The following is a 12,117-nucleotide window of genomic DNA, read 5'->3' as shown; positions in this document are numbered from 1 at the left end:
TTCATTGAAGGAGAATATCAATGGCACGTTTTTTTCGTCGTAGAAAATTCTGCCGCTTTACTGCTGAAGGCGTAAAAGAGATTGATTACAAAGATATCAATACGCTGAAAGCTTATGTTTCTGAAACAGGCAAGATTGTTCCTAGCCGCATTACCGGAACTAAAGCAAAATATCAACGTCAGTTAGCAACAGCTGTTAAGCGTGCTCGTTACATTGCTCTGTTGCCATACACTGATCGTCACTAATGTGATAGAGCGCTTGATAAAGGGAACATAATGCGTGCTTTAGCTGAATTCATTATGCGAGGGCCCAAGCAGGCAGCATTGTTTGCTACACTGACTGCGATTGCTCCGTTAACGTCCTGGCTAAGCGCGGCAACTTTGGGCTTGGTGGTATTACGCCAAGGGTTTACCAAAGCGATTCAGGTGATTATTTGGCCCCTGTTACCAGCATTGTATTTTGCTACTCAGGGGCAGCTAGATGTGATTACCACGTTGCTATGTACAGTAGCACTGGCTCATTTCCTCAGAAAGAGTGTTTCATGGGCTATGACTTTAGGTCTAAGTGTATTGTTGGGCGTCTTGGTTGTTTTTAGCATCAAGCTTATAACACCTAATTTATTGGCAACAATTGTTGAACAGTTCAATACTGTTTGGACTCAGTCAGCAATGTATAAGCAACTCAGTGATGATGCACTCAGTTTGCAAACTCAGATTAATGACTTGTTGCCACATATTGTGGTGGGGTTGTTAGCATTTGGCAGTATGATGCTGTGTATAGTGTCTTTGATTGTTGCGCGTTGGTGGCAATCGATACTATTCGTACCAGGTGGTTTTCGTGAAGAATTTCATGCTTTGCGTTTACCTAGCTGGTTAAGCAGTGGCTTAATGGCATTTATTATTTTTGGAATTGAAATTGATAAATCCTTAGCTGCGTTTGTGCTTTTAGCATCGCTCCCATTGTTTTTTGCTGGCATTGCGCTTGTGCATGGCAGTCTTGCTAAGAAGCAAATGAGTAAGCAGTGGCTTATTCTTTTTTACTTGGCGCAATTGTTGTTTTTACAGGTTATGTACCCTTTATTAGTCATCATGGCCTTTTTGGATAGCTTGCTGAACTTTCGAGGTAGGCTACAACAAAAGCCTCCTGTTTAGTGATATCCAAATTGTGTTAATGGGTAAGACAGTTAAAGGTAATTAAGCGATGGATGTTATTCTTTTAGAAAAAATTGCTAACCTGGGTAACCTGGGTGACAAAGTTGCAGTTAAATCTGGCTATGGGCGCAACTTCCTAATCCCATTCAATAAAGCCGTTCCTGCTACAAAAGATAATTTGGCTGAGTTTGAAGCGCGTCGTGCTGAGCTCGAAAAAGCAGCCCAAGATAAATTGAAAGTAGCTGAAGAGCGTGCTACTGCGATTGCTGATATCGAACTGACATTGACTGCAAAAGCGGGTGATGAAGGTAAGTTGTTTGGCTCTATCGGTACACGTGACCTGGCTGATGCACTGAGTGCTGCTGGGGTTGATATTGCTAAGAGCGAAATTCGCCTGCCATCAGGCCCAATTCGTCAAGTAGGTGAATACGATATTAGTCTTCAGCTACACACTGATGTAGTTACCACGTTGAAGGTTTACGTCGAAGCCGAATAAGCCTGTTATGACTGGTTGGAACAAGCCCGCGACCATTTTTATGCTCGCGGGTTTGTTTTATCTACCCAATTTTTAGGTAGACTATGCCTTAACTGAAGTGGATATATCCTTCACTCGAAGGGTAGTTTTTTTGACAATTATTCTGGTAATACAACGAGAGTCCTATGCAGAGCGAAGCGCCGATAGTAATGTCAGAGCAGGATATTATGGATTCGGTAAAAGCCCCACCCCACTCACTGGAGGCTGAGCAGTCTGTATTAGGTGCATTATTACTGGATAATACAACTTGGGATGTAGTAGCGGATAAAGTTGTTGCTGATGACTTTTATAACCCTGCCCATCGCTTAATTTATACCGCAATCGAACAGTTAGCCTCAGCGACAAAGCCTTTTGACCCACTCACCATTGCCGAAAAGCTTGATACGTGGGCAGAGCTGGAAGATGCTGGTGGGATAGCTTATTTAGCTGAGCTTGCCAAAAATACACCCAGTATAGCCAATGTGCGTGAGTATGCGGAGATTGTCTATGAGAGGTCCATTCTTAGAAAATTAATCTCAGTTAGTAATCGAATCGTTGATAGTGCCTTTAATCCTGAAGGACGAAGTTGTTCAGAGATTTTAGATGCGGCTGAGCGCGAAGTTTTCCAGATTGCTGAATCACGTCCTAAATCAGGTGGTCCTGTAGGGATGAAGGAGCTTCTCAATAAAGCGATTGACCGTATTGATGAGTTATTTAATGCGGGAGACACCATTACTGGAACTACGACGGGCTTTAAGGATTTAGATGAGATGACCTCAGGCTTACAGCCTTCAGATATGGTGATTGTGGCTGGTCGTCCATCAATGGGGAAAACCACCTTTGCCATGAACCTGGTTGAAAATGCCATGCTGAATACGGATAAGGCTATTCTAGTGTTCAGTTTGGAAATGCCTGGTGAGCAATTAATGATGCGGATGCTGTCTTCATTAGGTCGAATTGATCAGACAAAGGTAAGAACTGGTAAGCTCGATGAAGAAGACTGGCCGAAGTTGACTGCTGCTGTGAACATGATCAGTGATAAAAAGTTGTTTGTGGATGATACCGCAGGACTGAGTCCCACTGAGATGCGCTCACGGACACGGCGAATTGCCAGGGAGCATGGTGAGATCGGTTTAATCATGATTGACTATTTGCAGCTTATGCAAATTCCTGGTGGTGGGGAAAGTCGAACAAATGAAATTTCGGAAATTTCTCGTTCATTAAAAGCGCTGGCAAAAGAGTTTAATGTGCCTGTTGTGGCGTTATCACAGCTAAACCGGAGTCTTGAACAACGACCGAATAAGCGCCCTGTTAACTCTGACTTGCGGGAATCAGGAGCGATTGAGCAGGATGCTGACGTTATCATGTTTATTTATCGTGATGAAGTTTATAACCCTGATACTGAATTTAAAGGTGTTGCTGAGGTTATTATTGGTAAGCAGCGTAATGGTCCGATAGGTTCTGTTAAGTTGGCCTTTTTGGGTAAATTCACTCGTTTTGAAAACCTGGCACCTGAAGCCTATCAAGGTTATACGATGGAATAATTGAGTAAGGTGTATTGCCTTGATTAAGGTTCCATTTTGCTTTATACGATGTTGTCAGAACCCAAATTTAGTTTATAAAAAAAAGGTCTAATATAAGTTTGTTTTAACACTAAAGTTGTTCAACTCTTCAACTATAGTTGTAAGTATCAGTAGCCAGTGAATGAAGGTGTGATGTCTTATGGACGTCGTAGCCGTGACACCAAATAACGTTATTCATGCCACTTTGCAGGCAGAAGTTGCAGAGCAAAGATCGCCTGCAATTCGGGTGCAAGGCCCGTCTTCATCAGATATTGATGTCAATATCAGTCAGCAAGCAAGAGATGTGGCAGCAGGACGTTTTTCAGCGGCCGATCCTACAGCGTCAGCTAACACTTTTATCACACCTTCATCATTACAGACTGAATCTCGGGTTGCAGTCAGACCAGCAGTGCAAACTGATAGTGTTCGGAATAATGTAGCGCCTAGCGACAATGTGTCTCGTGAAAGTAACCCTGCTTCTGTGGGGCTAGAAACTACCGACGTTTCTGCGGACTCGACTGCAACCCGGATACCCTTAGTGCGTAATGTCAACCAGTTAAATGATAATCCACAAGTTGACCTGGCTACTGAGCTTAACAATCAACCTGTCGTGGTTAATGCACCAACACCAGAGACTGATGAGGCTGTTGATTTAGTTGCAGATAGAGCAGTCACTCAACCACCGTCAGATAACTTGAATAATATTCAACAGCAACCAACAGTTAGTAATGAAGTTAATACCAATCAGCCTGAAGATAACTTCAGTGAAGTGGACATTGCTCCAGCACAACCGAACGTTCAGCCTAATCAAAATATCCAGCCTACCGATGTTGTGACCGTAAATACAGCTGCGCTAGAAAGTAGCGAACCTGCAAATACTAATGCTGAAGGTGCTATACAGACGTATCGTCAAGTGGCGCTTACGCAGGACGAACGAGTTTCAATAGAGTCATTTTCTGTTTAGTGTTTAATGAGATCACGTGTTGATAGTGACGTTGAGTTAGTGTTCAGCTGTTGTATGAAGCCATGTTTGGATAATATCTTTTAAATCTTGTAATTCAATGGGCTTCATTAGCTGACCATTCATGCCTGCTTGCCGCAAACTTTGTTTTTGATCTGATAAGTTGTGTGCAGTGACGGCAATGACAGGCACAATACTGTGGCCATGTTTTTGCTCCCATTCACGAATACGTTCTGTTGCTTCAAAACCATCCATAATGGGCATTTCACAATCCATAAGAATCAGTTGATAGTCATGTCCCTTTGCGGCTTCAACTGCATCACTGCCGTTGTAGACAATATCTGGTTCGAATCCCAGTTTAGCAAGCATACCGCGAATAACTTTCGCACTTGTGGGGTTGTCTTCCGCAACCAGAATGCTGCCTTTTGCAACAGTGGGTTGTAGCGAATTGATTGACTGTAGAGAAGCAGGAGTAGGTTGATATTCGGCTTGTTTGCTTTGAAACCGGGTAAGCTCCTCTTTAAGGGTTGTTTTTAGTGTGTAATGAGTAACAGGCTTTGTCAAAATACGCTTAATACCTGCGTTACGTGCATCAACACTATTTGGGGCAAAACTCACTCCTGTCAGCATGATGATCAAAACATCGTCACTGATAGCGCTATCTTCTTTAATCTTTGCTGACAGCTGCATGCCATTCATGACAGGCATGTTTTGGTCCAAGATAACGAGATCAAAATGCTGGTTTAGATGGGCTTTAGTGCGAAGAATGGCGAGTGCTTCTTTACCATTTTGTGCACCCGTTACATCCATGCCTAGTGCAAGACACTGTTGAGTCAGTACCTTGCGGCAGGTTTCGTTATCATCAACGACTAATACGCGAATCCCCTGAAAGTCAAAATCTTCTTCTTCATCCTGGGTGCTAATGTCAGGTAATTTGAGGGGCAATGTAAACCAGAAAACACTGCCTTCTCCGACTTCACTCTCAATGCCAAATTGACCTCCCATCAATGTAAGTAAATGTCTGGAAAGTACTAACCCTAAGTCAATTGATGAGTTTCGTTGAGCATTTAGCACAATATTCTGGATATCTGCACTCAAAAGTAACTGGCATTCATCTTCTTCTATTCCTGCACTTGAGTCTTTGACTATAAAGCGTAACTGACTGCTGTGGTCTGTTTTTTCAATGGTTGCACTGAGCAAAACTTCTCCAGTATCCGTTCGTTTGAACGCATAACTTAGCAGTGAAAGAATAATCTGTTGAAGTCGTGAGGGGTCTCCTGTAAGTATGCGAGGCACTTCAGGGTGAAGATAGCTGATTAATTCGATCTGTCGTTGTTCTGCGGAAAGTTTGTACATTTCAAGGCAGGTTTCAACCAGTGCATTGATATCGAATGGAACCTCTTCCAGCTCTAACTGGTTTGACTCTAGTTTGCTGATATCTTGTATTTGATTCAGTAAATTGACCAAATCATTCCCTGCATGATGAATCGTTTGAATGTAGTCGCGTTGTTTAGGGGTTAGCGATGTATCAAGCAGCAGCTCACTCATGCCTAAAATGCCATTCATAGGACTGCGAAGTTGATGGCTGAGGTGTGCTAAGAACTCACGCTTGTGTAAAGGCTGTTCTTGAGTGGGTGTTGTTTTTTGTTGGCTCAACAGCAGTGCTCGTTGATGGTGAAACTGTTGGGCAACGGCATACGATATGCCAATCAAGCTCAGGCTGGCAATGGTAAGGAGTAGCCAGTTGGCTTGGTAAGGTTGTAAGTGGATAAAGTCGAGAGCGATTAGAAGACTAAGAAGAAGAGCAATAATGAGGGGACACAGACCAACTAAAAGTGTTTGAGCATAGCGAGTGCCTCGTCGGAAGAAAATAAGTGTACAGCTAAATACCGCAGTACCTATGAAAACTAAAATAACGTGTGTGGCTAATGGTGGAAATTGGTGGCCGACAATGAGTGCAAGAACAGCTGCAGTAGAGGCCATAAGAGCGCTAATAGCAAAAAAACGATGGAGGAGGTGAGAGTAGTTTTCTACGGCAAAATAACGTTTAACGAGTAAGCACATCATGGCCGTACCCGTGAGTAAAATAAATTGACCAAGTTGATCCTCAATATCGACCAATCCTGGTAGCAGCTTAATCAACTGACCTTGCCAAATAAGCTGATAGGTTAATGAGCAGAAAAGTAGAATAACTAAATAAAGGTAATTTCGCTCTCGCCAATGAAAAAAGGCAACCAAGTTATACAGGGCGATGCCGAAGAACAGCCCAAATAATGCTCCATTTACCCATTGAGTTAGGGTAACAGACTCTATCACTTGGTCGGCAGAAACCAAGTAGAGAGAAAAGTTCATGGCATCTTTAGAGCTGAGTTTTAAAAAGAACTGTTGTGGAGAGTCTTCATTAAGCTGAACAGGGAACAAAAAACTATCATGAGTAACAGGACGGCTACTTACAGGTCGGTCGGTACCCGTATAAACAGAAGAAATTTGTCCTTTATATACAGTAAAGAAATCAATCTGGCTAATATCACCAAAAAGCTGAAGATAGACTTGTTGGCTTTTTTGAGGAGCCTGGTCAACTTGAATTTTTAGCCAGTAAGTAGAAGGTGACTCTCCTAGCTGAAATACATCACTCCGTATGGGTGAAAAGCGGAGTTCATAACTATCTGAAAGTACTTCGTTAATAGTCAGAGTACGAGTCTTATCTTCCAGTACCTCAGTATGATTGGCTAAGTTAATGCGAAAACTTTGTACAGAAAGATTAACAGATGCTTGAGCGCTGGTATTAACTAACCAGAATAAGAGCGTTATGAGGCAGAGAACATGCCATTGAACTGGTGCACTGACTACTGACCTTTGCACAAGAGATATCCCTTCAACGTGAAGACATCATTATAACCAATTGTTATGCACTGTTAATAATGGGGACCTTGATCAGCGCACCTTTCTTGGTGATAGATTGTATTTATCCTAGCGTATCTTGACTACTTAAGCTGTAGTGTAATGTCTGCATTTATTAACAGTGAATTGCTTTATTCTTATTGTGTTAAGTAAAACTGTTTTAATTATCTTTACCAGCTTTAATGACCAGCACCAGCAACCCACTAGAGAATTAGCAGGGTGCTGGTTTTTATTAGGCTCGTTATTATAGTACTTTTTTCTAAGCACTACTTCTAATAACCAATTTTTCGAGCACTTTAGTGTTATTCCTTGTGATTAGTCGTTCTTTTCCCTTGAGATAGCACGATGTCCTATATCTGTTCGATAATAAATATCAGACCAGTGAATATGGTTAACAGCAATATAGGCTGCTGACTGTGCGGCAGTGACAGTATCACCTAAGGCTGTTACACATAGCACACGACCACCGTTAGTTACGACAGACTGGTTTTTTGTCTTGGTGCCAGCATGAAACACTTTTACATCCGTACTGGAGTGTAGCGCTGGTGTCTCTAACCCAGAAATGATATCGCCTTTACGGTATTCAAGAGGATAGCCTCCAGCGCTGAGCACGACACCTATTGCCGCGCGTGGGTCCCACTCAATACTACAGGTGTTGAGTTCACTACTGAGTGCTTTCAGACAAAGTTGTGCTAAATCAGACTGTAAACGCATCATAATAGGCTGAGTTTCTGGATCACCAAAACGGCAATTAAACTCAAGCACTTTTGGAGTACCATCAGCAGTTATCATAACTCCAGCATACAAGAAGCCTGTGTAGGGTATCCCCTCTGCTTTCATGCCTGCCACAGTGGGCAGCATGACTTCATCCATAATACGTTGATAGATAGAGGGGGTGACTACTGGTGCTGGAGAGTAGGCACCCATGCCGCCAGTATTAGGACCTTTATCACCATTATCACGGGCTTTATGATCCTGAGAGGTGGCCATAGGTAAAATATGTTCACCATCAACCATCACGATGAAGCTGGCTTCCTCTCCTGTTAAAAACTCTTCTATAACAACGCGATGACCTGCATCACCAAATACATTTCCTGCCAGCATATCTTCCACTGCAGCAATGGCTTCAGTTTCGGTTTCGGCTAAAACAACACCTTTCCCTGCAGCAAGGCCATCCGCTTTTACAACGATAGGTGCACCATGCTGCTTTATGTAGTTAATCGCAGGTGGAATGTCTGAAAAACTCTGGTAATGGGCGGTGGGGATTTTATGGCGTGCTAAAAAATCTTTCGCAAATGTTTTTGAACCTTCAAGCTGTGCTGCTGCTTGGACTGGACCAAAACACTTTAAACTAGCAGCCTGGAAAGCATCAACAATACCTGCGACTAAAGGCGCTTCTGGTCCAACAATGGTCAGGTCAATGGCTTCAGTTTCTGCAAACGATACCAAGCCATTTATATCTAAAGGATCAAGCGGGATATTCTTGGTTTTTGATTCTAAATGGGTTCCTGCATTGCCTGGAGCAACGAAAACCTGACTAATGTGGCTAGACTGTGCTACTTTCCAGGCCAAGGCGTGTTCGCGACCACCGTTTCCAACAATTAAAACTTTCATTAAACCGGCCCTTTTATGGTTCGTTGGTTACTCTATTTTGGTGTGCGTTAGTGTCAGTGACGAAAATGTCTGATACCTGTAAATACCATGGCAATACCTGCCTCATTGGCTGCAGCGATCACTTCTGCATCACGCATAGAACCTCCAGGTTGGATAACCGCTGTGATTCCAGCAGCAGCGGCTGCATCAATACCATCTCTAAATGGAAAGAATGCATCTGAAGCCATAACAGAGCCTGTTACTACAAGGTTTTCATCAGCCGCTTTGATGCCTGCAATTTTAGCACTGTAGACACGGCTCATTTGTCCTGCACCAATACCAATCGTTTGCTGGTCTTGAACATAAACGATGGCATTAGATTTCACATATTTCACCACTTGCCATGCAAAGAGCAGGTCTTGCATTTCTTGTGGGGTTGGTTGGCGGTCAGTTACGCAGGTTATGCTGGGTTGTGCTATCACACTAAGATCGGCATCTTGTACCAAAAGACCACCTTCAACACGCTGATAATGCAAGTAGGGAGAAGGGGTAGAGGACCACATACCACAACTGAGGGCACGAATATTTGGTTTTTTACTTAAAGCTTCTGTTGCTGTCTGGGTAAATGAAGGCGCAATAATAACTTCGACAAACTGTTGAGCCAGAATAGCATCAATGACATTCTGATCTACTTCGTGGTTGAAGGCGATGATGCCACCAAATGCAGAGGTTGGGTCAGTGGCATAAGCACGCTGATAAGCATTCAACAATGTATCCGCAATAGCCACCCCACAAGGATTAGCATGTTTGACAATGACGCATGCAGGCTCCTGAAAGCCTTTTACACAAGCGAGAGCGGCATCCGCATCTGCAATATTATTATAGGAAAGTGCCTTACCTTGAAGCTGTGAAGCTGTTGCCAGTGATGGTTCAGGTGTTGTACTACAGTTGCTTACTTCTTTATAAAAAGCGGCTTTTTGATGAGGGTTTTCTCCATAACGTAAGTCAAAGTTTTTTGAAAAAGTTATACTCAAACTGTCAGGAAATTTATCACTAATTTGTTGTGTTTTATTAGGCGTTGTTATGGCATCACTTAAATAGTTTGCTATAGCCTGGTCATAGGTCGATGTGTGTTGAAATGCGTGTAAAGCCAGCGTTTGGCGCATTGTATATGGAATGCCTTGCTGATCATCCAAGGCTTCAATAATAGATGAATAAGCCTCTGGGTTGACAACTACCGTGACATCTTGATGATTTTTGGCCGCTGCACGCACCATTGTTGGGCCACCAATATCAATGTTTTCAATGGCTGTTTGATAGTCACAATCTGGCTGGGCAATCGTTTTCTGGAAGGGATACAGGTTGACAACCACTAAGTCGATGGCGGTTATAGCATGTTGGTTCATGGTTTCATCATCAACACCACGGCGAGCGAGAATACCACCATGTATTTTGGGATGTAATGTTTTAACCCGGCCATTCATTATTTCTGGAAATCCAGTGTAATCAGCCACTTCCTGAACTTGAATCCCCTGTTCTTGCAACAAGCGAAAAGTGCCTCCTGTTGATAGGATGTGAACACCTCGCTGTTGAAGTTGTTGAGCAAACTCTACGATACCTGTTTTATCCGATACACTAATCAGTGCACACTGAACTGGCTTGGATTGGAGATTATTTGCCATAGCAAGCGCCCTAAATTGGTTTTCAATCAATGACCACAAATGAATTCATTCAGCAAGCTTAGGCTATTTATTAAACGCTGATGGACGTTAGATAAACCAAACTGTTGAATGAGGGTGCATAATACTGGCTGCTTCTTAATATTATTTACGGAAACAAAAAAGGCGGATTGTTATCCGCCTTTTGTCGTTAGCTGTTATCACAGCAGTCCATACTGTTTTAACTTTTTACGAAGTGTCCCTCGGTTTAGACCCAAAATAGCAGATGCTTTGGTTTGGTTACCTTTTACGTGGGCCATGACCACTTCCAGTAGCGGTGCTTCAACTTCTGATAACACCATCTGATATACATCAGTTACGTCCTGGCCGTCCAGATGGGAAAAATAATTAGCCAGGGATTTTTCCACGCTATCCCGCAGTGTCTGCGACTGTTGCTCAACCGGACTGGTTAAATGCTGGCGCAGAAGCGTGTTATCAGTCGCGGAATTGTGTTCTTTCATTATAATTTCAGATGCAGTCATGCCGCAATGTCCTCTCCATTAAGTAAACGTTCAAAGTACTCCTGAACGCTTGCGCGCTGAGCGGCTGTGGTTTCCAGCTGGTTAAAATGCTGGCGGAACTTATTGCCACTTGCATGCGCCCTCAGATACCAACCTACATGCTTGCGTGCAATACGTATGCCCATATAGTCGCCATAGAACGTATATAGGTGGTTCAGATGATTAAGCAATATTGCTGCAACGTCATGTAGACTCGGCGGTGCTAAGAGTGAGCCTGTTTGCAGGTAATGAGAAATTTCCTGGAAAATCCAGGGTCGTCCTTGAGCTGCACGACCAATCATTACTGCATCAGCTCCGGTATACTCTAGTACGGCTTTTGCTTTTTCCGGTGAGCAAATGTCACCGTTGGCAAACACAGGAATACTTACAGACTGTTTGATGGTCGCGATGGTATCGTATTCTGCTTCACCTTTGTAGCCACAAGCTTTTGTTCGACCATGAATGGCCAAAGCTTGAACTCCACAATCTTCAGCGATTTTGGCAATTGTTACCCCATTACGATGCTCTGGACTCCAGCCAGTTCGAATTTTTAATGTAACAGGCACATCAACTGACTTGACGACAGCAGTAAGAATATCGCGAACTAATACTTCATCCTTTAGTAATGCTGATCCGGCCGCTTTATTACAGACTTTTTTGGCTGGACACCCCATGTTGATATCAATGATTTGAGCACCGGTATCCTGATTAAGTCGGGCTGCGTTAGCCATCATTTCAGGATCACCTCCGGCAATTTGAACTGCTCGGGGTTCAGCTTCCCCTTGATGATCAAGTCGTAGCCTGGATTTTCGACTGTTCCATAGTTGTGTGTTAGCTGTCACCATTTCAGAGACGACAAGCCCTGCCCCTAATTGCTTGCATAATTGGCGAAAGGGTCGATCAGTTACTCCTGCCATTGGGGCAAGAATAACAGGTACGGATATTTTATAAGAACCAATTTGAAACACGGGCCTTACCAATCTCAACAATGGGTGAAACTGGTGAATACACTTCACATGGTCGAGAAACTAGATTTGGTTAAAGTTTCGACAACTACAGTTGCTGTTCAGGATACCACCGATAACGTGGGGGGTCGCTATCATACTCTGTTGTGTTTTTCTTATAAAGCAAAATTCACTAAAAAACTGGTTAAATTGAGAGCACTTGTGCAACAGCCTGGACTTATTGATATGGATTAATATCAAGAGAATTCAGGG

11 protein-coding genes are annotated in these 12,117 nt (G+C 43.1%); 6 read left to right on the top strand and 5 right to left on the bottom strand.

Annotated features, from left to right (window positions below):
- Positions 1-20 precede the first annotated feature (20 nt).
- The 5 genes from rpsR to ACQ96U_RS14320 all read left to right on the top strand — a co-directional run bounded on the left by rpsR (position 21) and on the right by ACQ96U_RS14320 (position 4,191).
- Positions 21-245, top strand: coding sequence for a 30S ribosomal protein S18 (rpsR, locus tag ACQ96U_RS14340; RefSeq protein ID WP_027706909.1), 225 nt, complete (start codon positions 21-23; stop codon positions 243-245).
- A 30-nt stretch (positions 246-275) separates the two neighbouring features.
- Positions 276-1,151 (top strand): hypothetical protein, encoded by an 876-nt coding sequence (locus ACQ96U_RS14335; RefSeq protein ID WP_431721955.1) that lies wholly within the window; start codon positions 276-278, stop codon positions 1,149-1,151.
- 49 nt (positions 1,152-1,200) lie between these two features.
- On the top strand, positions 1,201-1,647 hold the full coding sequence (gene rplI, locus ACQ96U_RS14330) for a 50S ribosomal protein L9 (RefSeq protein WP_431721954.1): 447 nt from the start codon (positions 1,201-1,203) through the stop codon (positions 1,645-1,647).
- Between the two features lie 164 nt (positions 1,648-1,811).
- Positions 1,812-3,209, top strand: coding sequence for a replicative DNA helicase (dnaB, locus tag ACQ96U_RS14325; protein ID WP_431721953.1), 1,398 nt, complete (start codon positions 1,812-1,814; stop codon positions 3,207-3,209).
- Positions 3,210-3,387: 178 nt separating this feature from the next.
- Positions 3,388-4,191 (top strand): hypothetical protein, encoded by an 804-nt coding sequence (locus tag ACQ96U_RS14320; RefSeq protein WP_431721952.1) that lies wholly within the window; start codon positions 3,388-3,390, stop codon positions 4,189-4,191.
- A gap of 36 nt (positions 4,192-4,227) precedes the next feature.
- Here the strand turns inward: ACQ96U_RS14320 and ACQ96U_RS14315 are convergent, their stop codons facing one another.
- From ACQ96U_RS14315 to dusB, 5 genes are all read right to left on the bottom strand, one after another.
- Positions 4,228-7,050 carry a response regulator gene (locus ACQ96U_RS14315; RefSeq protein ID WP_431721951.1) on the bottom strand — a complete coding sequence of 941 codons (2,823 nt, stop codon included), beginning with the start codon at positions 7,048-7,050 and terminating at the stop codon, positions 4,228-4,230.
- A gap of 354 nt (positions 7,051-7,404) precedes the next feature.
- A complete protein-coding gene (purD, locus tag ACQ96U_RS14310) occupies positions 7,405-8,703 on the bottom strand; it encodes a phosphoribosylamine--glycine ligase (RefSeq protein WP_431721950.1) in 1,299 nt (432 codons plus the stop codon).
- Between the two features lie 53 nt (positions 8,704-8,756).
- Positions 8,757-10,364: a bifunctional phosphoribosylaminoimidazolecarboxamide formyltransferase/IMP cyclohydrolase gene (gene purH, locus ACQ96U_RS14305; protein ID WP_431721949.1), complete on the bottom strand. Its 1,608-nt coding sequence runs from the start codon at positions 10,362-10,364 to the stop codon at positions 8,757-8,759.
- Positions 10,365-10,561: 197 nt separating this feature from the next.
- On the bottom strand, positions 10,562-10,882 hold the full coding sequence (gene fis, locus ACQ96U_RS14300) for a DNA-binding transcriptional regulator Fis (protein ID WP_431721948.1): 321 nt from the start codon (positions 10,880-10,882) through the stop codon (positions 10,562-10,564).
- Positions 10,879-11,868: a tRNA dihydrouridine synthase DusB gene (gene dusB / locus ACQ96U_RS14295; protein WP_431721947.1), complete on the bottom strand. Its 990-nt coding sequence runs from the start codon at positions 11,866-11,868 to the stop codon at positions 10,879-10,881. The genes fis and dusB overlap by 4 nt, the downstream gene beginning before the upstream one ends.
- Before the next feature lie 33 nt (positions 11,869-11,901).
- Between dusB and ACQ96U_RS14290 the strand changes: the two genes are divergently transcribed.
- Positions 11,902-12,099, top strand: a complete 198-nt coding sequence (locus ACQ96U_RS14290; RefSeq protein WP_431721946.1) for a hypothetical protein — start codon at positions 11,902-11,904, stop codon at positions 12,097-12,099.
- Positions 12,100-12,117 lie beyond the last annotated feature (18 nt).

It is taken from the genome of Zooshikella sp. RANM57 (assembly GCF_050749885.1).
Taxonomy (GTDB): domain Bacteria; phylum Pseudomonadota; class Gammaproteobacteria; order Pseudomonadales; family Zooshikellaceae; genus Zooshikella.
This window is presented reverse-complemented; position numbering and strand designations above follow the sequence as displayed.

Excerpts from the sequence above, each read along its gene's own strand:
- rpsR (WP_027706909.1), top strand. The coding sequence starts at position 21 with ATGGCACGTTTTTTTCGTCGTAGAAAATTCTGCCGCTTTACTGCTGAA.
- ACQ96U_RS14335 (WP_431721955.1), top strand. The coding sequence starts at position 276 with ATGCGTGCTTTAGCTGAATTCATTATGCGAGGGCCCAAGCAGGCAGCA.
- rplI (WP_431721954.1), top strand. The coding sequence starts at position 1,201 with ATGGATGTTATTCTTTTAGAAAAAATTGCTAACCTGGGTAACCTGGGT.
- dnaB (WP_431721953.1), top strand. The coding sequence starts at position 1,812 with ATGCAGAGCGAAGCGCCGATAGTAATGTCAGAGCAGGATATTATGGAT.
- ACQ96U_RS14320 (WP_431721952.1), top strand. The coding sequence starts at position 3,388 with ATGGACGTCGTAGCCGTGACACCAAATAACGTTATTCATGCCACTTTG.
- purD (WP_431721950.1), bottom strand. The coding sequence starts at position 8,703 with ATGAAAGTTTTAATTGTTGGAAACGGTGGTCGCGAACACGCCTTGGCC.
- purH (WP_431721949.1), bottom strand. The coding sequence starts at position 10,364 with ATGGCAAATAATCTCCAATCCAAGCCAGTTCAGTGTGCACTGATTAGT.
- fis (WP_431721948.1), bottom strand. The coding sequence starts at position 10,882 with ATGACTGCATCTGAAATTATAATGAAAGAACACAATTCCGCGACTGAT.